This window comes from Levilactobacillus zymae DSM 19395, assembly GCF_001434115.1.
In the GTDB taxonomy this organism is placed as follows: Bacteria; Bacillota; Bacilli; order Lactobacillales; family Lactobacillaceae; genus Levilactobacillus; species Levilactobacillus zymae.
In genome coordinates, this window is sequence record NZ_AZDW01000034.1 from 153,828 (window position 1) to 179,012 (window position 25,185).

Sequence of the window (25,185 nt, forward strand, 5' to 3'; positions counted from 1 at the left end):
TAGGCGCTGACGCTGAAAATGACGCGGTGCCTATGCTATACTGCAATAGAGAAAACTGAAATTAGATGGAGAGTTTACAACATGAGTGAGAACAACAAAATTACACTGGGAAAGACGTTAAAGGATGCGCGGATTGCCAAGGGGTATACGTTAGACGACTTGCAACAGGCAACCAAGATTCAAAAGCGTTACCTGATTGCGATTGAAGATCAACAATTTGATGAATTACCGGGGGACTTTTATGTCCGGGCGTTCATCAAGCAATATGCTGATATGGTTGATTTGGACGGGGCCGAACTGTTAAAGCAATTTGACAGTGCGCTCCCGAGTACGCAGACACAGGAATACGTCGATAAGGTCAACGAGAGTAATCCGGAGACCCGCTCGCAACAGCGAAAGGTCGACGACCGGTCCCTCCAACTGCGCCGCTTGATCCCCATCACGGGAATCGTGGTCGTGGTCCTGGTGGTCTTGGTCGGCATCTGGGTCGCCGCCGCGAAGAGTGGCCATTCGACGGCTAAGCAAAACGTTGACAGTAGCTCGGTCAGTGTGTCGGGGAGCAGTTCTTCAAGTTCGTCGAGTAGCTCTTCGTCGGCGAAGAAGAAATCGTCTTCCAAGAAGAAAACCACGGCGACCTTTAAACAACTGAGTGCCACCACGTCCGGGTCGACTTGGGAAATGAAAAATGCGCCTAGCAAGCGGACGGTGAAGTTGGCCGCTACCGGGAGCAGTTGGATGTCCGTCACGGTAGGTGGCTCAACGACCTGGCAAGGCACCTTGTCGGCCAGCACGTCACACACCTTGACGATTCCAAGTTCCGCGACGAGTGTGACCTTTAAGTTTGGGAACGCCCCCGTGACGACGGTGACCGTCAACGGCAAGAAGTTTAACTTCAGTTCGGCGACGGCGACGAGTTCGGCCACGAGCAGTAGTAGCAGTAGTACCACCACGGGGACCACGACGACCAGCAGTAGTTCAAGTACGAACACCACGCAGGTCCAAGAGGTCACGTTGGAATTTAAGTAACCATCAGAAAGCGGGTCGGTCCGTCACGATCGGCGCGCTTTTTTTGTGAGTGATTTGAAGGAGGAAAAGGTTGTGAACGTACCTAATCGTTTAACCATCATGCGTATCATCTTGATTCCCATCTTTTTGTTGATTTTAGTGTTGCCCCTGAATTGGGGGACGGTCACCTGGTTAGGGACCAGCATTCCCGTGACTCACGTCTGGGGGGCGTTGATCTTTGCGGTCGCCTCCATCACCGACTTTTTAGATGGGCAGATTGCCCGGCGGCAACACCTGGTGACAAACTTCGGTAAGTTCGCCGATCCGTTGGCCGACAAGATGATCGTGATGACGGCCTTTATCTTACTGGTCGCCATGAAGGCCGTTCCCGCTTGGGGGGTCGCCATCATCGTTTGCCGGGAATTAGCCGTGACCGGCTTGCGCTTGATCGTGGTGGAGACCGGGGGTCGGGTCTTAGCCGCCGCTTGGCCGGGAAAAATCAAGACCACCACGCAGATGGTCGGAATTATTCTGTTGTTACTAAACAACATTGGCTTCGGGGCCATCAACGTGCCAATGGCGTTGATTTTCTTCTACATCTGCCTGTTCTTTACCATTTACTCGGGCATCGATTACTTTGTTCAAAACCGGCAAGTCTTTGCCGAATCATCGGCGGAATAAGCGTGCCACTTAACGAAGCTTTCCCAGTTGTGTATCGACGGGAAGGCTTTTTTAACGGTCGATGAAAAAATAATGGTATGCTTGACGGAGTTACTTAAGATTGCTGAGGAGGGGTGACCATGCAAGCGGAAATTATTGCAGTGGGAACGGAAATTTTACTAGGACAAGTCGTCGATACAAATTCGGCCTTTATCGCCCAGGAGCTCGCGAGTGCGGGCATTGAGGTGTACTACCATTCGCTAGTGGGCGACAATGCCGACCGACTAACGGCCGTGCTGGAACAGGCACGGTCGCGCAGTGATCTGGTGGTGATCAGCGGTGGGCTGGGACCGACCAAGGACGATTTGACCAAGCAGACGGTCGCCCAACTCCTAGGCGTCAAGCTGGTCGAAGACGCGGCGGCTATGACCAAGATTCAGGCCCACTTTGCCACGACGGACCGGCCGTTGACGCCCAATAACCGGCTCCAGGCGTTGTATTTGGCCGGGAGCCAACCCTTAAAGAACCTGACGGGGATGGCGGTAGGAGCCTTCTATCAAGACCCCCACGGCGCGGATATGATGTTATTACCCGGGCCGCCGAGTGAACTAGAACCAATGTTTATTCACGAAGCGTTACCGGCCCTAAAGCACGCCTACGAACGGCACGAATACTTGACGTCACGCGTGTTACGATTCTTTGGCATCGGGGAGAGTCAACTGGTGACCCAGCTGAGTGACCTGATCGATGGGCAGACCAACCCGACGATTGCTCCGTACGCTAAACGCAATGAGGTGACCCTGCGGTTAACGGCCCAGACTACGGAAACGGCGTCGGCGGAAGCGTTATTGGACCAAATGACGGCCACCATCCAGGAACGTGTCGGCGACTACCTCTACGGGTACGGTGACGATAATAGCCTAGCCAACGTGGTGGTCCACCAGTTGATTGCGCAGCACCTGACGATTACGGGGGCTGAGAGTTTAACGGCCGGTGAGTTTCAGAGTACGATTGGGAGCGTGCCGGGGGTCTCGGCCGTCTTTCCGGGGGGATTCGTGACGTACGCCAATCGCGCCAAACACCAATTACTCGGGATTCCGCAACACATCATCGATACCCAGGGCGTGGTCAGTGAGGCCACGGCCAAGGAAATGGCCGAACGCGCCCGGCAATTGCTGGATACCGATTTGGCGTTGAGCTTTACGGGAGCGGCCGGGCCGGATAGCCTGGAAGGCCACCCCGCCGGGACCGTGTGGCTAGGCTTAGCCCAACGGGGACAAGCGCCCCAGGCGAAGTTGATGCACTTTGCGGGCACCCGCAGCGACGTGCGCATGCGGTCCGTTTTGAGTGGTTTGGATTGGCTACGGCGAACGCTCCCGACCGAAAAATAAGGGGAACTTTTGTTCTCTTTTCGCTTGCATTCTGGGAACAAAATCGGTATAGTATTACTTGAATATTTAAGAGCAACTAAAGGAGGATTTGGATGGCTGACGAACGACAAGCAGCGTTAGACAAAGCGCTGAAGAAGATCGAAAAGGACTTCGGTAAGGGGTCCATCATGCGGATGGGCGACGATACCAAGATGCAAATCTTGACCGTCCCATCTGGCTCGTTGGCTTTAGACGTAGCCTTAGGAGTCGGCGGTTACCCGCGGGGACGGATTGTAGAAATCTACGGTCCCGAATCGTCTGGGAAAACCACGGTGGCCTTACACGCGGTTGCCGAAGTGCAAAAGCGTGGGGGCACGGCGGCTTACATTGATGCCGAAAACGCCCTCGATCCCGCCTATGCGACGGCTTTAGGTGTCGATATCGACAACTTACTGTTATCCCAACCAGATACCGGGGAACAGGGACTCCAAATCACGGATGCCCTGGTGTCCTCCGGAGCCGTGGATATCGTGGTCGTCGATTCGGTGGCGGCCTTAGTACCACGGGCCGAAATTGAAGGCGAAATGGGTGACGCCCACGTGGGGTTGCAGGCCCGGTTAATGTCACAAGCGCTCCGGAAGTTATCGGGGACCATTAACAAGACCAAGACCATTGCGTTGTTCATTAACCAAATTCGGGAAAAAGTCGGCGTGATGTTCGGGAACCCCGAAGTAACGCCCGGTGGCCGGGCCTTGAAGTTCTACTCGACGATTCGTTTGGAAGTTCGTCGGGCCGAACAGATCAAGAACGGGACGGACGTCATTGGGAACCGGACCCGAATCAAGGTCGTGAAGAACAAGGTTGCGCCGCCGTTTAAGAAGGCCGAAGTGGACATCATGTACGGTCACGGGATTTCCCAAACGGGTGAACTGCTCGACATGGCGGTGGAAAAAGACATCGTGGATAAGAGTGGCTCATGGTACTCGTACGGTGAAGACCGGATCGGCCAAGGCCGGGAGAACGCCAAGCAATACCTAGCGGATCATCCGGACATGATGGCGGAAGTCAATCAACGGGTGCGGGCCGCGTATGGGGTAGCCGATGAGGACGCTGCTACGACCGACACGAAGGATACTAAGGCGGATAAGACCAAGGACGGCGCTAAAGCCGATACCAAGGCAACGCCTAAGGATGCCGCGACGAAGCCGGCGCCCAAGGTGGATACCACGCCCGGGACGCCCGGTAATTCCGGCGCCACGGTGATTCAACCCAATCATCATAAATAACGTCAAAAATGGTTTGAGCCGGTGAGCTCAAGCCTTTTTTTGTGGGGTCAAGTGGCCCCAATAACGCCTCCATGACCCCCTAGTTGGCCGGTCAAGGGTGGAGATTGACGGCTTCAGCTGCAGAATAGGGAACTGGTGGTGAACTTCGTGCGGCTTTCTGGTGAGTTTAGTTGACAGGCTTGGTGGCAACTATTAAAATTGAATTTGTGTCAGTTATCATACAAACATCTTAAAAAGTCTGATTTTTAATTAGTCATTTTTGATGATGCGGAGGTGGAATCATGAGTGTTCCAAGCATAATCCTCGCAATCATCGCTATCGTTGTTGGTGTCGTGGGTGGTTATTATCTACGGAAATCCGTCCATGAACGCAAGTTAGATGCTGCTAAGTACACGGCCAAGGGTGTGTTAGCAGAGGCTCACAAGCAAGCCGAGACGGCTACTAAAGAGGCACTACTCAGTGCTAAAGAGGACAGTCATCAGTATCGTGCGGAAGTCGAACAGGAGCTCAAGCAACGCCGAGCCGAAGTTCAGAAGCAAGAAGATCGGTTGATTCAACGGGAAGAAACGTTGGATCGCAAAGACAACTCGTTGGAGAAGCGTGAAAACGCCTTGAACCGACGGGATAAAAAGTTGAGCGCTGAAGAGCAGAATTTGACCAAAAAGCAACAACAAGCAGACTCACTGATTGAAAAACGGCAGACGGCGGTTGAATCCGTCGCTGCTCTCTCCCAGGAAGACGCACGTGACCTGATCATTTCCGAAGCCAAAACGGCTTTGGCCGGGGAACGGGCAAAAATGATTAAGGAAAGCGAAGAAACCGCTCGCAAGACGGCCCAGGCCAACGCCAAGGACTTGATTGTTTCCGCGATTCAACGGAGTGCCGCCGATATGGTGACCGAAACCACGATTACCGTGGTCACGTTACCTAACGACGACATGAAGGGTCGAATCATCGGTCGGGAAGGTCGGAATATTCGGACCTTAGAGACGTTGACCGGAATCGATTTAATTATCGACGATACGCCGGAAGCCGTCGTCTTGAGTGGCTTCGATCCGTTACGACGCGAAGTCGCGAAGATTGCGTTAGAGAAATTGATTCAAGACGGCCGGATTCATCCGGCACGAATCGAAGAAATGGTGGCCAAAGCCAAGAAGGAGCTGGGCGAACACGTCCGCGAACTCGGGGAACAGGCAACCTTTGATTTGGGAATTCATTCCATGCATCCCGAGTTGATCAAACTCGTGGGCCGGTTGAATTTCCGGATTTCTCATGGGCAAAATGCGTTAGCCCATTCCATTGAAGTGGCGAAGATCACTGGGGTCTTAGCCGCCGAACTCGGTGAGGATGTTACGTTAGCAAAACGTGCAGGATTACTACATGATATTGGCCGCGCTGCAGAGCACGAAGATGATAGTTCGTACATCACGCTCGGAACTGAACTGGCGAAGAAGTACCGGGAAAGTTCGACCGTGGTGAACGCCATCGCCGCTCAAGCAGACCAAACGGCGCCGCAATCCGTAATTGCGGAACTGGTCAGCACCGCGGATACGATTTCCGCGACCCGACCAGGCGCACGGTCGGATTCCCTGGAAAGTTACATTCACCGCTTAGACAAGCTAGAAACGATCGCCAACCAGTTTGACGGCGTCGATCATAGTTTTGCCATCCAAGCGGGCCGGGAAGTTCGCGTGATTGTGCGGCCGGAGAAGATTTCCGATACGGATGCCGTGGTCTTGGCCCGCGACATCAAGAAACAAATTGAAGGCGACCTGGATTACCCAGGCCACGTCAAGGTTTCCGTGATTCGGGAAGTTCGGTCAGTTGAATATGCAAAATAAGTCAGAGAAGCTAGGCCAATTGGTCCTAGCTTTTTTACGTCATGGACGAAAAAAGCATGGTAAAATAGACAATATTTATAACGACGGGGGTCGCCGCTAGAGTGGCCCGTCAAGATAGGGGTACAAAGATGCGTATTTTGTTTGTTGGTGACGTGGTTGGAAACGTTGGGCAGGCCATGATTCACGAGTATTTGCCACAACTCAAGCGGGATTTGAAACCGCAAGTCACCATCGTTAACGGTGAAAATTCCACGCCGGTGGGCCGGGGAATCAGTTACAAGATTTATAAGCAACTCTTAAAGGACGGCGCCGATGTAGTCACCATGGGCAATCACACCTGGGATAACGCCGAACTGTTTGACTTCATCGATGACGCCAACCGGTTGGTCCGCCCCGCTAATTTCCCGGGACCAACGCCCGGTCAGGGGTGGACCAAGATTAAGGTCAACCAACAGACGCTCGCCGTGGTCAACTTACAGGGCCGGGTCTTCATGAATCAGTTAGTCGACGATCCGTTTGCCATGATGGCCGACTTAGTGGACGAGCTCGACACGCCGTTTGTCTTCGTTGACTTCCACGGGGAGGTCACCAGCGAGAAACGGGCCTTTGCCATGCGCTTCACCGGTGACGTGTCGGCGGTGGTCGGCACCCACACCCACGTGCAGACCAGCGACGCGCAGGTCTTAGACCACCAGACGGCCTTTTTGACCGAGGTGGGGATGACCGGTCCGGCCGATAGCATCTTAGGCATGCAGGCCGATAGCGTCATTACTAAATTCGAAAACCAACGTCCGGCGCGGTATACGGTCCAAGAACAGGGTCCCGGACTCCTCTCCGGTTGTGTGATCGATCTCAACGACAAGACGGGCCACGCGACCGCCATTCACGAGATTCTGATCAGCCCGCAACACCCGTACCAAAGCTAAGCGCTAAAAACGGAAGGATGACACATTTTTCATGAGTAGTACACCAAAACAAACGCCAATGATGGCCCAGTACCAGAAAATCAAGGATCAATATCCCGACGCCTTTCTGTTTTACCGGCTGGGGGACTTTTACGAGATGTTTAACGAGGACGCCGTCAAAGGGTCCCAACTCCTGGAACTGACCCTGACCACCCGGAGCCATAGCGCGAAGAACCCGATTCCCATGTGTGGGGTGCCGCACAAGGCCGTGCAAAACTACATTGATATCCTGGTGGACCAGGGGTATAAGGTCGCCATCTGCGAACAGATGGAGGACCCGAAGCTGGCCAAGGGCATGGTCAAACGTGAGGTCATTCAACTGGTCACCCCCGGGACCCAGACCGATACCGGGGCGGCCGGCGCCAAGCGCAACAACTATTTAACGGCGCTGATCATGCCCCAACCCGACCATTACGGGTTGGCCTACACCGACCTGTCGACCGGGGAACTGAAAGTGGCCGCCATCGACAATCTGACCACGGTGATGAACGAACTCATGAGCCTGCAGACCAAGGAAGTCGTGGTGGACGCCAGCGTCCCGACCGACCTCACGGACCGGCTGAAAAAGCTGGGCCTGTTGGTCTCCCAACAGTTGGCCGTGCAACCGAGTTCGGAAGTCAGCTACGTGGAACAGGACCTGACCGACCCGCGGCTCATCCAGGTCGTGGGCCTGCTGGTGACCTACGTGACCGTGACGCAAAAGCGCAGCCTCGCGCACCTGCAACGGGCCCTGGCTTACCGCCCGACGGCATTTTTGAAGTTCGACCACTCGTCGCAGGTCAATCTGGAACTGACCCAGAACCTGCGGACCAAGAAAAAGTCCGGGACGTTGTTGTGGTTGTTAGACGAGACCAAGACCGCGATGGGTGGCCGACTGCTCAAACAATGGTTGGACCGGCCCTTGATCGACCGGGCCCAGATTGAAGACCGTCAAGCCAAGGTCGGGGCGTTACTCGACCACTATTTCGAACGCAACAGCCTCCAAGACGAACTGGTCAAGGTCTATGACCTAGAACGGTTAGCCGGGCGGGTGGCCTTCGGTAGTGTCAACGGGCGCGACCTGATCCAACTGCAAACGTCGCTGGAACAGGTTCCCCAAATTAAGCACACTTTAGAAGAGCTCGACGAGGCCGTCTTTGACCCGATGCTCGACCAGCTCGACCCGGTCAGTGACGTGGCCGCGGCGATTCGGGCGGCCATCGTGCCGGAACCGCCGCTGTCGGTGACCGACGGTGGGGTGATTCGCGACGGGTATAACGACCAGCTCGACACCTACCGCGACGCCATGCGCAACGGCAAGAAGTGGCTGGCCGAGATGGAGGCTCACGAACGCGAGGTCACGGGCATCAATAACCTGAAGATCGGGTACAATCACGTTTTCGGTTACTACATCGAAGTCACCAAGGTTAACCTGAATAAGCTACCGGCCGACCGTTACGAACGCAAACAAACGTTGGCCAACGCCGAACGGTTTTCCACGCCGGAACTCAAGGAAAAGGAACGCCTGATCTTAGAGGCCGAAGAAAAGTCGGTCGCCCTGGAATACCAGCTGTTCGTGGACCTGCGCGAACAGGTCAAGCAGGCCATCACCCGGCTACAAACGCTGGCCGCCGCAATTGCCAGCTTAGACGTGCTCCAAAGTTTTGCGGTGGTCAGCGAAGACTACCACTTTGTGAAGCCGACCTTTACGCCGGACCACGTCTTAGACATCCAGCAGGGCCGACACCCCGTGGTCGAAAAGGTGCTGGGCCGCCAATCTTACGTACCCAACGACGTGACCATGCCCGACGATACCAATATTTTGCTGATCACCGGGCCCAACATGTCCGGGAAGAGTACCTACATGCGGCAACTGGCCTTGACCGTGATCATCGCGCAGATGGGCTGTTTCGTGCCCGCCGAAAAGGCGCAAATGCCGATTTTTGACCAGATCTTTACGCGTATCGGGGCGGCCGACGACCTGATCTCGGGCCAGAGTACCTTCATGGTCGAAATGCAGGAGGCCAACCGGGCGTTAAGCCAGGCGACGGCCAACAGTCTGATCCTGTTCGACGAGATTGGGCGGGGAACGGCGACCTACGACGGGATGGCGTTAGCCCAGGCCATCGTGGAATACGTCCACAACAAGGTCCACGCCAAGACCCTGTTTTCGACCCACTACCACGAACTGACGGCGCTGGACACGGTCCTCCCGCAATTGAAAAACGTGCACGTGGGGGCCGTGGAACAAGACGGCGACCTGGTCTTCTTGCACCAAGTGCAGCCTGGTCCGGCCGATAAGTCCTACGGGATCCACGTGGCCAAGTTAGCGGGGATGCCGGATTCGCTCCTGCACCGCGCCGACGTGATCTTACAAGAACTCGAACAACAGGCGGCCGCGGCGCCGACCGTGACCAAAGCCGTGATCACGGGGCAGGAGACCGCGGCCGTTGCCCCGGTAACCGCGCCGGTAAATCCGCCGGCCGGCCCAGCTTCGGCGGCGCCAGAACCAACGGTCACCGCCCCCGAACCGGCCGCTACCGACGCGACCGTTGGCGCCGACCAACAGTTGTCGCTATTTACGGACGAACCGGAACTCAACCCCACGCAGGCCAAGGTCTTAGACCAATTGAAGGACCTGAACCTGATGGGGATGACGCCGATGGCCATCATGAACCAGGTTTATCAGTGGCAACAGAAGCTCAATAAATAAAGTTTAATCACACGAAAGGAAGGGTCACAATGGCGAAAATTCATGAATTAGCCTCGGTGTTAGCCGATCAGATTGCGGCGGGTGAAGTGGTGGAACGCCCCGCCTCCGTGGTCAAGGAATTAGTGGAAAACGCCATTGACGCCCACAGTACCCAAATCGACATCACGGTCGAAGAGGCCGGTCTCAAACGCATCTCGGTGGTCGACGACGGCGACGGGATCGCCGATGACGACACCGAAATGGCGTTCAAACGGCACGCGACCAGTAAGATCACCGACCGCCGCGACCTGTTCAAGGTCCAGTCTTTGGGCTTTCGGGGCGAAGCGTTACCCAGTATTGCTTCCGTGGCGGACGTGACGCTGACCACCTCGACCGGCGGTGTGGGGACTCTGATCCACAACGTGGGCGGCCACATCGTCGCCCACGAACCCGCGGCGGCGCGGAAGGGGACCGACATTACGGTCACCGACCTGTTCGGCAACGTGCCAGCGCGACTGAAATACCTGAAGTCGCCGACCACCGAACTGTCAAAGATCACCGATATCGTGAACCGTATCGCGCTGAGTTATCCCGACATCGCGTTTTCGCTGGTGCATAACGGCCGGGAACTGACCCGGACCAGTGGGCGCGGCGACCTCCAACAGGTGATCGCCGGTATCTACGGGGTGCAGAGTGCCCGGAAGATGGTGGCGATTGCCGGGGAGAATTCCGACTTTAAGGTGACCGGTTACGTTAGCTTACCCGAATTGACGCGGGCCAGTCGCCAGTACATTTCCATCCTGCTCAACGGCCGCTACATCCACAACTACCAGCTCAGTAAGGCCTTGGTGGCGGGGTACGGGTCGAAACTCATGGTCGGGCGTTACCCGTTAGCGGTGCTCGCCATCACCATGGACCCGCTATTGGTCGACGTGAACGTGCACCCGACCAAGCAGGAGGTCCGAATCAGTCAGGAACCCGAGTTGACCCAGTTGATTCAAAAAACGGTGTTCGACCGGTTGGCTCAGGAGAATTTGATTCCGGACGTCTTTAACGAACTACCGCAGACCAAGTCGCACGAACGCGCTAGCGACCAGCTGACCATGGCGTTAAACGACGCGTCGCAGAAGTACACGCCGACCACGGGCCCGACCTTGACGCACCGCGAGCCGGCACCGCGACCGACCGCAACGCCCACGTCTCAATCGGCCCCCACGACCGCGCAACCGACGCCCTCAGCGCCGATTGCGGCGGGTCCGGCCCCGTTGAGTACCCCGGCGACCAGTCCGGTGGAACCCGTGATGGTGCAGAAAAAAGCGGAGTTAAACTTGCCGCTGGTGCAACAGTTTGACGCCAAGTACCAACACGAGGGGAAGGTCTGGGCGTTGGGTACGCCGGCGCCGGAATCAGCCGCCCCGGCGAAGACCGCGGCCACGCCGCTCCCGACGACTCCGCGGTTTCCGCAGTTGCGTTATCTGGGACAGGTCCACGGCACCTACCTGTTGGCCGAGGCCGACGATGGGTTGTATCTGATCGACCAACACGCCGCCCAAGAACGGGTGAACTACGAGTTCTACCGGCAGGCGATTGGGGAGGTCAGCGACGACGAACAGAAGCTTTTAGTGCCCATCGTGCTGGATTACCCCACCACCGACGTCTTGGCCTTAAACGACCACCTAGACACCTTAGCCAGCGTGGGGCTCAACCTCGAATCGTTTGGTCCGAACAGCTTTATCGTCCACGAACACCCGACCTGGTTTAAGGCGGGGCAGGAGACCGACACCATCAAGGAAATGATCGACTGGGTCTTACGGGATGGTAAGCTGACCGTGGCAGCGTTTCGGGAAAAGACGGCCATCATGATGAGCTGTAAACGCGCCATCAAGGCCAACCACCACTTAGACGATCAGCAGGCCCGGGCCTTACTGGTCAAGCTGGCCACGGCCGAAAACCCGTTTAACTGCCCGCACGGTCGCCCCGTGTTGGTCCACCTGACCGACCAGGACCTGGAACGCCTGTTCAAACGCATCCAGGATCCGCACCACAGCGGGGATGACTGGGGCGAGTAGTCCATCTTAATTTTTTCCGGAATTATGGTACAATTTAAATGCAAACATACGTTTTCTTAAAGGAGCTAAACTGGCATGTATGAATACCTGCGGGGAACCGTGGCGGCGGTGACGCCCGACCATATCGTGGTGGACGTTCACGGCGTCGGCTACCTGGTCAACACGGCTAACCCCTACCGCTACACGGTCGACGAGCAAGTGACCATCTATGTTTATCAGGCTGTCAGCGATTCGGCCCAGACCCTTTACGGGTTTAGTGACTACGCGGAAAAGCAACTCTTCTTGAAATTGATCGCGGTCAGCGGCATTGGGCCGAAGAGTGCCCTGGCGATTCTCGCCAACCCGGACCATCAAGGGTTGATGCTGGCTATCAAGACCAACGACGTCAGTTTTCTGACCAAGTTTCCCGGCGTGGGCAAGAAGACGGCCGGCCAGCTGGTCTTGGATCTGCAAGGCAAGCTCGACGATTTGGCTCCGGCCGAGACGCCGGACCTCTTCGAACCGGAGACCGTCACGACTGGCGAGGGCAACGCCCAACTCGACGACGCCTTAGCTGCGTTACTGGCGCTTGGCTACCGCGAAACGGCCATCAAGAAGGTGACCCCCAAGTTACGGCAATTTGCGGGGCACGATACCAACGATTATCTCAGTGAAGGGTTACGTTTATTGACCAAGTAAGGTCAGAAAGGAGGGGTCGGTCATGGCAGACGACGACCGGATAGTGTCACCAGAACCGGAGGACGCCAGAGAAGATTCCGTGGAGAAATCCTTACGACCCCAAACGCTGGGGCAATACATCGGGCAAGCACCGATCAAACACGAATTAAACGTCTACATCCAAGCGGCGAAGCAACGCGAAGAGTCCCTGGACCACGTGTTGCTGTACGGCCCACCCGGCTTAGGGAAGACCACCCTAGCTTGGGTGATCGCCAACGAGATGGGCGTGCAGGTGCGCACGACCAGTGGTCCGGCCATTGAAAAGCCGGGGGACCTGGTCGCCTTGTTAAACGAGCTACAACCTGGGGACATCTTATTTATCGACGAAATTCACCGGTTGCCGAAGGTCGTGGAAGAAATGCTATATTCGGCGATGGAAGACTTCTACATCGATATCGTGGTGGGGCAAGGCCCGACCGCGCATCCGGTGCATTTTCCGTTACCGCCGTTTACCCTGATTGGGGCCACGACGCGGGCGGGGCTATTATCGGCACCGCTACGGGACCGGTTCGGCATCGTCGAACACATGGCTTACTACAACGCCGACGACCTGGAAGAGATCGTTTTGCGGTCGGCCGACATTTTTCAAACGCCGATCGCCCCGGCCGGCGCGCACGCCATCGCGTTACGTTCTCGCGGGACCCCGCGGATCGCCAACCGGTTATTGAAGCGGGTCCGCGACTTCGCGGAAGTTTCCCCGGATCACGACACCATCGATCCGGAAATCGTGGACCACGCGTTGACCCTGTTACGCGTGGATTCCGCGGGGCTAGACTCGACGGATATCAAGTTACTGACCACCATGATCGACTACTATAACGGCGGTCCGGTGGGCCTTAACACCCTGGCGGCCAACATCGGTGAAGAAACCGAAACGGTGGCGGCCATGTACGAACCCTACCTGTTACAACGCGGATTTCTGAAGCGTACGGCCAAGGGGCGCGTGGTCACCGAAGCCGGCTACCGCCACCTGGGACGACCGTTGCCCACCGATGATTAGACTGGCTTAAAAGGAGGACTTCACCATGACGGAGACCTTAGCGGATTTTGATTACGATTTGCCGCATGAATTGATTGCCCAGACCCCAATCAAACAACGGGATACGTCCCGCTTGCTGGTGCTCGATCACCAGACCGGTGACTTGGCCGATAAGCATTTTTACGACATTTTAGCTGAACTACACCCCGGGGATGCCGTCGTGCTGAATAATTCGCGCGTCATGCCCGCCCGGTTGTACGGCGTGAAACCGGAAACCGGCGGCCACGTCGAGGTCCTCCTCTTACACAACGTCGCAGGTGACGTGTGGGAGACCCTGATGAAGCCCGCCAAGCGCCTGCGGGTGGGGACCACGGTCAGCTTTGGTGACGGGCAACTGACGGCGACCATCACCGAGGAACGTGAGGACGGGATTCGCTTGATTGAGTTTCACTACGACGGGATTTTTATGGAAATCCTGGAGCGCCTGGGTGAGACGCCGTTACCGCCCTACATTAAGGCCAAGCTCGACGATCCGGACCGCTACCAGACGATTTACGCCAAGGAAAATGGGTCGGCGGCCGCCCCCACGGCCGGGCTGCATTGGACGCAAGAGTTGCTCAATCAAGTGGTCGCCAAGGGTGTGAAGCTGGTTTACCTGACGCTGCACGTGGGGTTAGGAACGTTTCGGCCCGTGGAAGAGCGCAACATCGACGACCACAAGATGCATAGCGAGTTCTACCGCCTCGATGAGCAGGCCGCCCGGACGTTAAACGACGTTCGGGCCCACGGTGGTCGCATCGTCGCGACCGGGACCACGTCGATTCGCACGCTGGAGACCATCGGGACCAAGTTTCACGGTCAACTCCGTGCCGATTCCGGGTGGACCGACATCTTTATCAAACCAGGCTATCAGTGGCAGGTGGTCGACGCGTTTATCACCAATTTCCACTTGCCTAAGTCTACGTTGGTGATGCTGGTCGCCGCCTTTACCGGCCGGGAACGGATCTTAAACGCCTACCAGCACGCCATTGCCGAGAAGTATCGTTTCTTTAGTTTTGGTGACGCGATGTTCATCAAGTAATGGAGGAAGCTATGGAACCCGCGATTAAGTATCAGCTGATTAAAACCGAAAAGCACACGGGTGCCCGCCTAGGGGAAGTCATCACCCCCCACGGGACTTTCCAGACGCCAATGTTTATGCCGGTAGGGACCCAGGCGGCGATGAAGGGGGCCCTCAGTCCCGAAGAACTCGACGAGATGGGCTCGCAGGTCGTGCTGGCCAATACCTATCATCTCTGGCTGCAACCGGGGCCCGACCTGGTCGCAGAGGCGGGGGGCTTACACCAGTTCATGAACTGGCCCAAGGGCATCCTCACCGATTCCGGGGGCTTTCAGGTCTTTTCGTTGGCCAAGCACCGGAAGTTGACCGAAGCAGGCGTGCATTTCCGCAACGAGCTTAACGGGGACAAGCTCTTCTTGTCGCCCGAAAAGGCCATCAACATTCAAAATAAACTGGGGCCGGACATCATGATGAGTCTCGACGAGTGCCCGCCGTTTTTTGAAAGCTACGACTACGTCAAACACTCCGTGGAACGCACGTCGCGCTGGGCGGAACGGGGACTCAAGGCCCACGCACATCCCGATTACCAAGGCTTGTTTGGCATCGTTCAGGGGGCCGGCTACGCAGACCTGCGCCGGCAATCGGCCCACGACCTGGTCAGCCTGGATTTTCCGGGTTACTCGATTGGCGGGTTATCGGTGGGGGAATCCAAGTCGGAAATGAACCGGATCTTGGAACTGACCACGCCGCTACTGCCCACCAACAAGCCCCGGTATTTAATGGGCGTGGGGACCGCCGATTCACTGATCGACGGAGTGATTCGCGGGGTCGACATGTTCGACTGCGTCTTGCCGACCCGGATCGCCCGGAGGGGAACCTGCATGACCAGTCACGGGCGGTTGGTGGTCAGAAACGCGGCTTACGCTCACGATTTTCGCCCCATTGATTCCGAGTGCGACTGCTATACCTGTCGGCACTACACCCGCGCCTACCTCCGCCACCTGTTTAAGGCGGACGAAGACCTGGGGCGGCGCTTGACCAGCTATCACAACTTGTACTTCTTGCATCACCTGATGAAGCGGGTCCGGCAAGCAATTTTAGACGACAATTTGTTAGACTTACGCGCCGAGGTTTTCGAAAAGTACGGCTACAATGCCGAACATCCCAAGAACTTCTAGAAATAATTGGACGGATTCCCCGTAGTCTGGTAAAGTTGTTCATTAGAGTAAGCTACAGAAGGAGTGAACAAATGTGTTAAGTAATCTGGTAGTTGCTGCGGCCAGCCAATACTCCACGTTGATCATCTTAGTGGTCTTCTTGGCGTTGATGTATTTCTTGATGTTACGGCCACAACAAAAGCAACAAAAGAAGCACCGGGACATGATGAGCGAACTGAAAAAGGGCGATCACGTGATCACCATCGGGCGCTTACACGGTGTGATTGACGAAATCAACCAAGCCGACAAAACGGTGACCCTGGACTGTGACGGAATCTACTTGGTCTTCGACTTACGGGCCATTGCCCAAGTCACGGCCCAAGCACCCCAAGCGGTGACGGCCCCTGCTGCGGCAGAAGCCGCTAAGGACCAGGACGCTTCAGCGAAACCCGCTGATGACGCCAAGCCCGCCAAAAACGACGACGCTGCCTCAGCCGATTCAGCTAAGGCTGAAGACACTGATGCTAAGGCAGACGGCGACGCTAAATAAGCTGGTAACGTAACGACTCCACTGTGGGGTCGTTTTTTTTTCGGGAGCGGGGGGATGCAAACGAACAAACGTTCCGTTATAATGGAACTAATGATGAGTCACGACTTGAAAGGGGTGGAAGACGTGCCACGACCGGCGGCAAAATTCACACAACGCAAAATCATTCACGTTGATATGGATGCCTTTTATGCGTCCATCGAGATGCGCGACCACCCCGAATTTCGGCGGCACCCGCTGATCATCGCCAAGGACCCGCGTAAAACCGGGGGGAGAGGCGTGGTCACGACCGCCAATTACCTGGCGCGCCAACACGGGGTCCACTCGGCCATGAGCGCCAACGAGGCCTTAAAATTATGTCCCGAAGCCATCTTTCAAACCCCGAACTTTCCCCATTACCGGGAGATTTCCGAACAGATTCACCGCATCTTTCACGAGTACACCGATAAGATCGAACCGGTGGCCTTCGATGAGGCCTACTTAGACGTCACTGAGAACAAGCACCATCTGCATTCGGCGGTCCAGGTGGCCCACGAACTGCAGGCCGAAATTTACGATCAGACCCACCTAACCTGTTCGACGGGGATTTCTTACAGTAAGTTCTTGGCCAAGGAGGCCTCGGATTTCCGTAAGCCGGTGGGGGTGAGCGTGATCCTGCCCGAAGACGCGCATGATTTCTTGATGGCGCTGCCCATCGAGCGGTTCCGGGGCGTGGGCAAGAAGACCGTCCCCAAGATGCACGACCTGGGCATCCAGACCGGTGCCGACCTGTACCAACGGTCGCAGTTGGAGCTGATCCACGACTTTGGCAAGTTCGGCTACATCTTGTACCAGCGGGTCCGCGGCATCGACGAGCGGCCCGTCGAGTATCAGCGGGAACGTAAGTCGATCGGCAAGGAGCGGACGTACGGGCCGCCGCTGACCACGGCGGGCGAGGTGGAAAACCAGTTGCGCCGCCTAGCGACCATGGTGGCCCAGACGGTCGCCCAGAAGCAACGCCACGGTAAAACGCTGGTGTTGAAGCTGCGGACCAGCGACTTTACCACGGTCACCAAGCGGATCACCCAGGAAGACTTTTTGACCAACGAGGCGACGACCTATTATGAGTTGGCCCTCCAGTTGTACCACGAGGTGGCCACGGCCGACGAACAGATTCGCCTGCTGGGCATCACCATCACGGGACTAGCCGCCCAGAGCTTTGAAAACGTTCGGCTACCTTTATGGGGTGATTAGACAGACTTTCTTTGAAATTACCCCCCAAAACTTGTATACTGAAACGCAGTATTGCGGCGGGTTATCCCGCCAATCGGAAAGAACGGGTGAGCAGCATGGCCATTGAAAACGCCATTTTAGAAGAAATCAAACACTACCAAACCATTATTATTCACCGACACCAGCATCCAGATCCGGACTGCGTGGGGGCTCAACTGGGTCTGCGCGAAATTTTGCGGGCCAGTTTTCCCGACAAGACCATCTTAGCGGTCGGCAAACACTACGCCGGCTTTGATTGGCTGGGCCAGGCCGATACCGACGTGGCCGACGACCAGTACGCCAACGCGTTGGTAATCGTGGTCGACACGGCCAACCAACCCCGCGTCGATGACGACCGCTGGCACACCGGGAAGGCCGTCGTGAAAATCGACCACCATCCCAACGACGACGCCTTCGGGGACCTGCAATGGGTCTTAGATCAGGCGTCGAGTACTTCGGAAATGCTGTACGACTTTTACGCGGCCAACGCTAGCGAGTTAACGTTACCGCAAGAGGCCGCCCGGCTATTTTACGCCGGTATCGTGGGTGACACGGGTCGCTTCATGTACCCGGCCACCTCGGCCCACACCATGGCCGTGGCGGGTAAATTGATGGCGACCGGCTTTTCGGCCAGCGACGTCAACCAGGCCGAAGACGAGGTTTCACCAGCGATGGCCCGACTCTCGGCTTACGTGTACCAGAATTTGACGATTTTACCTAGCGGGGCCGCTTACCTGAAATTAAGCGACGCCGACCTCGAACCGTTCGAATTGGGCGAGACCGACTCGACTTCCGCGGTCGTACCGTTACCCGGTAAGATCACCACGGTTGTGGCCTGGGCCTTCTTCGTGGAAGCCAAGGATCACACCTACCGCATTCGGTTACGGTCGAAGGGTCCGTCGATCAACGGCCTCGCCAAGGCGCACGGTGGGGGCGGCCACGCCTTAGCCAGTGGTGCCACGGCCCACGACCAAGCAGAAATTGACCAGGTGATCCACGAGTTGGACGCCCTGGTCGCGCAAGACAAAGGAGAATAGCATGACCGCAACATTTAACGAGTTTCATTTGCAGCCATATTTAATGACGGCGTTACAGAAGATTGGGTTCAAACAACCCACGCCCGTTCAAGAGAAATTGATTCCCATCATCGCCGCCGGTAAGGACGTCGTGGGTCAGTCCCAGACGGGGAGTGGCAAGACCCATACCTTTTTACTGCCAATCTTTAACCAATTGACCAGTGATAACCAGGTCCAGGCCGTGATCACCACGCCTAGCCGGGAACTGGCCTACCAGATTCACAGTGCGGCCGAACAGTTAGCTGCCGAAGCGCCGTTTGAGATTCGCATCGGTAACTACGTCGGGGGGACCGACAAACAGCGGCAATTGAACAAGCTGCATAATTTCCAACCGCAACTGGTCATCGGGACGCCCGGACGGGTCATGGATTTGATCCAGTCCGACGCCTTAGACGTTCACACGGCGCGGCAGTTCGTGGTGGACGAAGCCGACATGACGCTGGACCTCGGATTCTTGGACCAGGTCGATAAGATTGCCAGCCGGATGCCGAAGAACCTGCAAATGATGGTCTTTTCGGCGACAATTCCGCAAAAACTTAACCCGTTCTTACGCAAGTATCTGAACCATCCCGTGATCGAGGAAATCCCGGCGTCGGCCATCATCAGTGACACCATCGATAACTGGTTGATTTCCACCAAGGGTCAGGACCGCAACCGGTTGATTTACCAACTGATTACCATGGGCGAACCCTACCTGGTCTTGATTTTTGCCAATACCAAGACCCGGGTCGAAGAATTACACGACTACCTGAAGAATCAGGGGTTAAAGGTCGCCATGATTCACGGGGGTATCAAACCGCGGGAACGGAAGCGGGTCATGCGTGAGGTCAAAAACCTGCAATACCAATACGTCGTGGCGACCGATTTGGCCGCGCGGGGAATCGATATTGAAGGGGTCTCGCACGTGATCAACGACGATATTCCCGAAGACCTCGACTTCTTCATTCACCGGGTCGGTCGGACGGGCCGGCAGGGAATGCCGGGAACGGCCATCACCCTGTACTCGCCGGGCGAAGAAAAGCTGGTCTCCGAGATTGAAGCATTGGGGATTCACTTCGAGCCTAAGCGCATCAGTAACGGTGAAATCGTCGATTCGTACGACCGAAACCGCCGGACCAAGCGGCGCAAGTCCACGCAACATCTGGACCCGACGCTGATTGGGATGGTCAAGAAGAAGAAAAAGAAGATTAAGCCAGGGTACAAACACCAAATCAAGCAGGCTATCCACGCCAAGAAGGACCAGGACAAGCGGATTGCCGCCAGAGCGGCCGCCAGAGCGGAACGTAAGCGGCGTAAGCGCGATTCGGATCGCTATCAATAAGAATTGACAACCGGTAGCGTCCCACCTATAATTTCAAGTGGACAATTAAATATTAGTAGAGGATATGCCGGTCGTTGTCGATTTTCAGAAACGTTTTGGTCGCTGTGAAAAACGAATCGTGGTGACCGGTGCTCCCTCGTGAAACATCGCGACTCAGCGTTATGAGTTTAAGAGGTTAACGACTAAACATCGTTGCAAGTAAAGTGGTACCGCGCTTCGGCGTCTTTACGGGCAACGGTGTTTTTATCTTTTTTTGGAGGTTTTTAGAGATGAAAGAGCTCAGTAGTAGTCAAATTCGACAGATGTACCTCGACTTTTTCCAGTCGAAGGGGCACACCATCGAACCCAGTGCATCCTTAGTGCCTAAGGACGACCCGTCCTTACTGTGGATCAACTCCGGGGTCGCCACGATGAAGAAGTACTTTAGCGGCCAGGTGGTTCCCGAGAACCCGCGCCTGACCAGTTCACAAAAGAGTATCCGGACCAACGATATCGAAAACGTGGGTCGGACGGCGCGGCACCACACGCTGTTTGAAATGCTCGGAAACTTCTCGGTCGGTGATTACTTCAAGAAGGAAGCCATCACCTGGGCCTGGGAACTGTTAACGTCACCCGACTGGTTCGGTTGGGACCCCGATAAGCTGTACATGACGGTCTACCCTAAGGATACCGACGCCAAGATGTACTGGGAAAAGGCCGGCGTGGCGCCGGACCACATCATCCCGGTCGAAGACAACTTCTGGGATATCGGTGAAGGGCCTTCGGGTCCCGATTCCGAAATCTTCTACGACCGGGGCGAAAGCTTCAACAACCTGGCCGCCGATGATCCCGAAAATTACCCGGGGGGCGAAAATGAACGCTACCTCGAAGTCTGGAACATCGTGTTCTCCCAGTTCAACCACGAACCGGATGGCAGCTACAAGCCACTGCCCCGGAAGAACATTGATACGGGGATGGGCCTCGAACGGGTGGTTTCCATCTTCCAAAACGCCAAGACGAACTTTGAAACCGACCTGTTCTTACCGTTGATCGAAAAGACGCAGGCCTTAAGTGACGGTAAAAAGTACGGCGCCAACGCGGAAGACGATATCTCCTTTAAGGTGATTGCCGACCACGCGCGGGCGATTACTTTTGCCATCGGCGACGGGGCCTTACCGGGCAACGAAGGCCGGGGCTACGTCATTCGCCGGTTGATTCGGCGGGCGGTCGTCAACGGCCAAAAGTTGGGTATCCAGGGCGCCTTTTTGGACCAACTGGTACCCATCGTGGGCGAAATCATGCAGTCCTACTACCCAGAAGTGCTGAAGCAAAAGGACTACATTGCGAAAATCGTTCGTTCCGAAGAAGACCGGTTCGGCGAAACTCTGACCGGTGGGTTGGACCTATTGAACGGGCTGATCGCCGACTTGAAGAAGACCGGTGGCAAGCAGATTGCGGGTCCCGACGCCTTCAAGCTCTACGACACCTACGGCTTCCCGGTTGAATTGACGCAAGAATACGCCATCGACCAAGGCGTCACGGTCGATCAGGACGGGTTCAAGGCCGAAATGCAAAAGCAAAAGGACCGGGCCCGTAACGCTCGGGGCAAGCAAAAGGCCATGGGCTTACAACACGACCTGCTGATCAACGTCAAGACGCCTAGCGAATACGTGGGCTACACCCAACTGGAAACGCACAGCAAGTTGACCGAACTGGTCGTCGACGACCAACTGGCGGACGAAGCCGTTAGCGGCACCGCCGAAGCCATGTTCGACACCACGCCGTTTTACGCCGAAATGGGGGGCCAAGTGGCTGATCACGGGGACATCTACGACCTAGAAGGTCACGTGGTGGCCCACGTCAAGGACGTGCAACACGCTCCGAACGGCCAAAACCTGCACACCTTAGACGTGGTTTCGCCGTTGAAGAAGGGCGTCACCTACGACTTGAAGGTCGACCAAGTCTTCCACAGCAAGGTCGAAAAGAACCATACCGCGACCCACTTGTTGGATAAGGCCTTACGCGAGGTCTTCGGTGAACACACCCAACAGGCCGGTTCCCTAGTCGAAGGCGATTACCTGCGGTTTGACTTCACCCACTTTGGTCAAGTTGACCCGGCGGACCTGGAAAAGGCCGAAGCCATCGTCAACCAACAGATCTTTGCGGAACTACCCGTCAAGACCGTGGTGACCGACATCGAAAGTGCCAAGAAGATGGGCGCCATTGCACTGTTTAGCGAGAAGTACGGTAAGACCGTGCGGGTCGTCAGTGCGGGCGATTTCGTCACCGAATTCTGTGGGGGGAACCACGTTAAGAACACCAACGAGATTGGCTTGTTCAAGATTACCTCCGAATCCGGGGTCGGCGCCGGGGTCCGGCGGATTGAAGCCGTGACCTCTGCGGCGGCGTACAAGTACCTGAACGACCGCAGCGCCATCTTAGACGCCGTGGCCGCCGACTTGAAGGTCACCCAGACCAACGACATCGAAACGCGGGTCCAGGCCTTACAAGCCCAGGTCAAGGAGCTGCAACAAAAGCAAGCGACCTTGGAAGGCAAGTTGGCCGGACAACAGGCCGGCGCCGTCTTTGACCACGTGGCAACGGCGGGCAACTACACGCTGATCAGTGGGACCGTGCAAGTTTCAAAGATGGACCAACTGCGGGCCTTAGCCGACACCTGGCGGGACAAGGCGTTATCCGACGTCTTGGTCTTAGGGGCGGAAGTCAACGGCAAGGCCAACCTGATCGTTGCGGTCAGTGCGGACAAGCAAAAGCAGGTCAAGGCCGGCGACTTGATCAAAGCCATTGCGCCTAAGATCAACGGGGGCGGCGGTGGCCGACCAAACCTCGCCCAAGCGGGGGGGAAGAACCCCGCTGGTTTGCCGGACGCCATGAGTGCGGCCAGTGCCTGGTTGCAGGAACAGGACTAGGGGCATCTCGACTAGTCTGTGAAACTAGAAATTAGTTAATGGAAGCGCGATTCCCAACCGGGAATCGCGCTTTTTGGATTGGTCTAATTAGGAGATTCCTATAGAGAATCAAATAGTTGGGTTATTGGTCTATTAGTGGTATAGTAAACTCTCCGAAAGGTGAAGTCCCAGGCTGAACTGGGAGAAATCGGCCCCGAGTTTGTATTACGAAAAGATTACATCGGGGGTCGGTCGTTGTAGTTTGCTAGGCAATCGAGTAAAATTAACACTAAGTGAGGAAGTGCGGGGGTGTTATATAGTGAGTTCATTAGACAAAACGATGTATTTTGACTTTGGCGCTAATCAACCGAAGGATGTCCACGAGACGCTGGTCACGGTTTATCGGGCACTAGAAGAAAAGGGTTATAACCCAATTAATCAGATTGTCGGGTACCTGCTATCGGGCGATCCTGCGTACATCCCGCGAATCAATGATGCGCGGAATTTAATTCGCAAACACGAACGTGACGAGATCATTGAAGAACTCGTGCGTTTCTATCTTAATCAGAATGGACCGGTGAAGCCTTCATGAAGTTAATGGGATTAGATGTCGGATCTCGCACTGTCGGGATCGCAATTAGTGATGCGTTGGGCTGGACGGCCCAAGGAATCGAGATCATCCCGATTGACGAAGAAAATGAAGTGTTTGGCTTGGACCGGGTCGCTGAATTAGTGAAGGCCCATGACGTTGACGGGTTTGTGGTCGGACTGCCCAAGAATATGAACAATACTTTAGGGCCCCGGGTCGCCGCCTCGCAGCGTTACGGTCAAATGTTAACGGATCGGTTTCATTTACCGGTCGACTTCGAAGATGAGCGGTTGACAACGGTGGAAGCGGAGCGTATGTTAGTGGAACAAGCTGACACGTCTCGGCGGAAACGCAAGCGCGTCATTGATAAATTAGCAGCTGGGTTGATTTTGCAGAACTACTTGGATCGCAAGGGCAAGTTAACCCGAGAAAAGTGAGGTTTCCCATGAACGAAGACCAAGAACAAATTACATTAGTTGATGAAAACGGCAACGAAGAGTTATACGATGTGTTATTTACGTTTGAATCCGACGACTTTGGTAAGTCTTACATTTTGATTTACCCTGCTGGCAAGAGTGACGACGAAGAAGTCGACATTCAGGCCTACGCCTTACCAGCAGACGATGACCCAGCCAATCCTTCCGGGGGCGACCTGCAATTGATCGAATCCGACGAAGAATGGGACATGGTCGAATCTGTTTTGAACACGTTCTTAGCAGACGGGACCGTTGATCCTAACGCGGGCAAAGAACAAAAGTAAGCAAGCACCAAGGGCGGATTTCCGCCCTTTTTGTTTGCCCTGGTTTTCAAACGGGTCTAAAACTAGGCCGGACCTAGGATTAATGGTAAAATAAGACGTTGTGAAAATTAGGGGGAATCATGAGATGACGGAACAAACTCACCGCTTCAAGGCGGTCATTGCGGGTAAACCGTACACGATTGTCGGCCAAGCGACCGATGATCACATGCGCGCCGTAACGACCCTATTAAACGAACAATTTAAACAATTAAAACAAGTGTCACCAGATATCAGTAAGGAAGACGCCGCCGTGTTGATGGCGTTTAACGCGATTTCGGATCAATTGAAGATGGCGGCGGCCGCAGACGCTGCAGACACTGCAGCTACTGCAGCCACCAGTACGTCGGCAGAACAGCCCCAGGCACCCACTAAGGAAACGGGGGAGTAGCGTTTGCTGCTAAGTATTGGAATCGTGTTGATCCTGGCCTGGGGCTTTTACCGCGGCTTTCACCGGGGGTTAGTGCTACAACTGCTCCTGACCGTGGGCTACCTGGTGGTCTGGATCGCCGCACGCTTTGGGGCCAAACCCTTAGCCAGCGGGTTAAGTCAATTTTTCGGTAACCTGTCTCTCAATAGTTCGGTCAGTGCGGTCACGGCCAGCCAAAGTAGTGCTTTTTTTCTCAACGGGCTGGCCTTCTCCGCCATTCTGACCGTGGGGTACTTCGTGGTGCGCCGCGTGTCCTATGGGCTGAATAAGGTGACCTGGTTACCAGTCATTCACCAGGTAAATTCCTTGGCGGGTGGCTTGATTAATTTGGCTATTCGTTACGTGATTATCTTTTTGTTACTCAATTTACTCATTCTATTGCCAATCGACAGTTTTCAGGCGACCTACAAGACGTCCACCGTGGCGCAGTGGGTCGTCAAGGAGACTCCGGTTTTGTCCCACCAGGTCTATCAGTGGTGGCTGACCCAGCATTAGGGTGACGCTTTA

General features: G+C 55.6%; 22 protein-coding genes. All 22 read left to right on the forward strand.

What is annotated here, in order from left to right; genetic code table 11:
* Positions 1-81 precede the first annotated feature (81 nt).
* The 22 genes from FD38_RS08655 to FD38_RS08760 all read left to right on the forward strand — a co-directional run bounded on the left by FD38_RS08655 (position 82) and on the right by FD38_RS08760 (position 25,173).
* Positions 82-1,026 carry a helix-turn-helix domain-containing protein gene (locus tag FD38_RS08655; RefSeq protein WP_057733293.1) on the forward strand — a complete coding sequence of 315 codons (945 nt, stop codon included), beginning with the start codon at positions 82-84 and terminating at the stop codon, positions 1,024-1,026.
* A 72-nt stretch (positions 1,027-1,098) separates the two neighbouring features.
* Positions 1,099-1,686 (forward strand): CDP-diacylglycerol--glycerol-3-phosphate 3-phosphatidyltransferase, encoded by a 588-nt coding sequence (pgsA, locus tag FD38_RS08660; protein ID WP_057733295.1) that lies wholly within the window; start codon positions 1,099-1,101, stop codon positions 1,684-1,686.
* A 119-nt stretch (positions 1,687-1,805) separates the two neighbouring features.
* Complete coding sequence (locus FD38_RS08665) at positions 1,806-3,056, forward strand: competence/damage-inducible protein A (protein ID WP_057733297.1); 1,251 nt, start codon at positions 1,806-1,808, stop codon at positions 3,054-3,056.
* A 92-nt stretch (positions 3,057-3,148) separates the two neighbouring features.
* Complete coding sequence (gene recA / locus FD38_RS08670) at positions 3,149-4,321, forward strand: recombinase RecA (RefSeq protein WP_057733299.1); 1,173 nt, start codon at positions 3,149-3,151, stop codon at positions 4,319-4,321.
* Positions 4,322-4,602: 281 nt separating this feature from the next.
* On the forward strand, positions 4,603-6,162 hold the full coding sequence (rny, locus tag FD38_RS08675; RefSeq protein ID WP_057733302.1) for a ribonuclease Y: 1,560 nt from the start codon (positions 4,603-4,605) through the stop codon (positions 6,160-6,162).
* A gap of 128 nt (positions 6,163-6,290) precedes the next feature.
* Positions 6,291-7,088 carry a TIGR00282 family metallophosphoesterase gene (locus FD38_RS08680; protein WP_057733304.1) on the forward strand — a complete coding sequence of 266 codons (798 nt, stop codon included), beginning with the start codon at positions 6,291-6,293 and terminating at the stop codon, positions 7,086-7,088.
* A 31-nt stretch (positions 7,089-7,119) separates the two neighbouring features.
* Positions 7,120-9,819 (forward strand): DNA mismatch repair protein MutS, encoded by a 2,700-nt coding sequence (gene mutS, locus FD38_RS08685; RefSeq protein WP_057733306.1) that lies wholly within the window; start codon positions 7,120-7,122, stop codon positions 9,817-9,819.
* Between the two features lie 29 nt (positions 9,820-9,848).
* Positions 9,849-11,867 (forward strand): DNA mismatch repair endonuclease MutL, encoded by a 2,019-nt coding sequence (gene mutL / locus FD38_RS08690; protein ID WP_057733308.1) that lies wholly within the window; start codon positions 9,849-9,851, stop codon positions 11,865-11,867.
* Between the two features lie 75 nt (positions 11,868-11,942).
* Positions 11,943-12,545, forward strand: a complete 603-nt coding sequence (gene ruvA / locus FD38_RS08695; protein ID WP_057733310.1) for a Holliday junction branch migration protein RuvA — start codon at positions 11,943-11,945, stop codon at positions 12,543-12,545.
* Positions 12,546-12,567: 22 nt separating this feature from the next.
* On the forward strand, positions 12,568-13,584 hold the full coding sequence (ruvB, locus tag FD38_RS08700) for a Holliday junction branch migration DNA helicase RuvB (RefSeq protein WP_057733312.1): 1,017 nt from the start codon (positions 12,568-12,570) through the stop codon (positions 13,582-13,584).
* A gap of 25 nt (positions 13,585-13,609) precedes the next feature.
* Entirely contained in the window at positions 13,610-14,644 is a 1,035-nt protein-coding gene (gene queA, locus FD38_RS08705; protein WP_057733314.1) for a tRNA preQ1(34) S-adenosylmethionine ribosyltransferase-isomerase QueA, read from the forward strand.
* A gap of 11 nt (positions 14,645-14,655) precedes the next feature.
* Positions 14,656-15,801 carry a tRNA guanosine(34) transglycosylase Tgt gene (tgt, locus tag FD38_RS08710; RefSeq protein WP_057733316.1) on the forward strand — a complete coding sequence of 382 codons (1,146 nt, stop codon included), beginning with the start codon at positions 14,656-14,658 and terminating at the stop codon, positions 15,799-15,801.
* A 73-nt stretch (positions 15,802-15,874) separates the two neighbouring features.
* A complete protein-coding gene (gene yajC / locus FD38_RS08715; protein ID WP_083485322.1) occupies positions 15,875-16,330 on the forward strand; it encodes a preprotein translocase subunit YajC in 456 nt (151 codons plus the stop codon).
* A 93-nt stretch (positions 16,331-16,423) separates the two neighbouring features.
* The gene (gene dinB / locus FD38_RS08720; RefSeq protein ID WP_057733421.1) at positions 16,424-17,560 is read left to right on the forward strand and encodes a DNA polymerase IV; all 1,137 of its coding nucleotides are present in this window, start codon (positions 16,424-16,426) and stop codon (positions 17,558-17,560) included.
* Between the two features lie 95 nt (positions 17,561-17,655).
* Positions 17,656-18,615, forward strand: a complete 960-nt coding sequence (locus tag FD38_RS08725) for a DHH family phosphoesterase (RefSeq protein WP_057733318.1) — start codon at positions 17,656-17,658, stop codon at positions 18,613-18,615.
* A gap of 1 nt (position 18,616) precedes the next feature.
* Positions 18,617-19,975: a DEAD/DEAH box helicase gene (locus FD38_RS08730; RefSeq protein WP_057733320.1), complete on the forward strand. Its 1,359-nt coding sequence runs from the start codon at positions 18,617-18,619 to the stop codon at positions 19,973-19,975.
* 269 nt (positions 19,976-20,244) lie between these two features.
* Positions 20,245-22,884 (forward strand): alanine--tRNA ligase, encoded by a 2,640-nt coding sequence (alaS, locus tag FD38_RS08735; protein ID WP_057733322.1) that lies wholly within the window; start codon positions 20,245-20,247, stop codon positions 22,882-22,884.
* Between the two features lie 298 nt (positions 22,885-23,182).
* Positions 23,183-23,455, forward strand: coding sequence for an IreB family regulatory phosphoprotein (locus FD38_RS08740; protein WP_057733324.1), 273 nt, complete (start codon positions 23,183-23,185; stop codon positions 23,453-23,455).
* A complete protein-coding gene (gene ruvX / locus FD38_RS08745; protein ID WP_057733326.1) occupies positions 23,452-23,889 on the forward strand; it encodes a Holliday junction resolvase RuvX in 438 nt (145 codons plus the stop codon). The genes FD38_RS08740 and ruvX overlap by 4 nt, the downstream gene beginning before the upstream one ends.
* 8 nt (positions 23,890-23,897) lie before the next feature.
* Positions 23,898-24,212, forward strand: a complete 315-nt coding sequence (locus tag FD38_RS08750; protein WP_057733328.1) for a DUF1292 domain-containing protein — start codon at positions 23,898-23,900, stop codon at positions 24,210-24,212.
* A gap of 124 nt (positions 24,213-24,336) precedes the next feature.
* Positions 24,337-24,639 carry a cell division protein ZapA gene (locus tag FD38_RS08755; RefSeq protein ID WP_057733329.1) on the forward strand — a complete coding sequence of 101 codons (303 nt, stop codon included), beginning with the start codon at positions 24,337-24,339 and terminating at the stop codon, positions 24,637-24,639.
* 3 nt (positions 24,640-24,642) lie between these two features.
* Entirely contained in the window at positions 24,643-25,173 is a 531-nt protein-coding gene (locus FD38_RS08760) for a CvpA family protein (protein ID WP_057733331.1), read from the forward strand.
* The last annotated feature ends 12 nt before the right edge of the window (positions 25,174-25,185 follow it).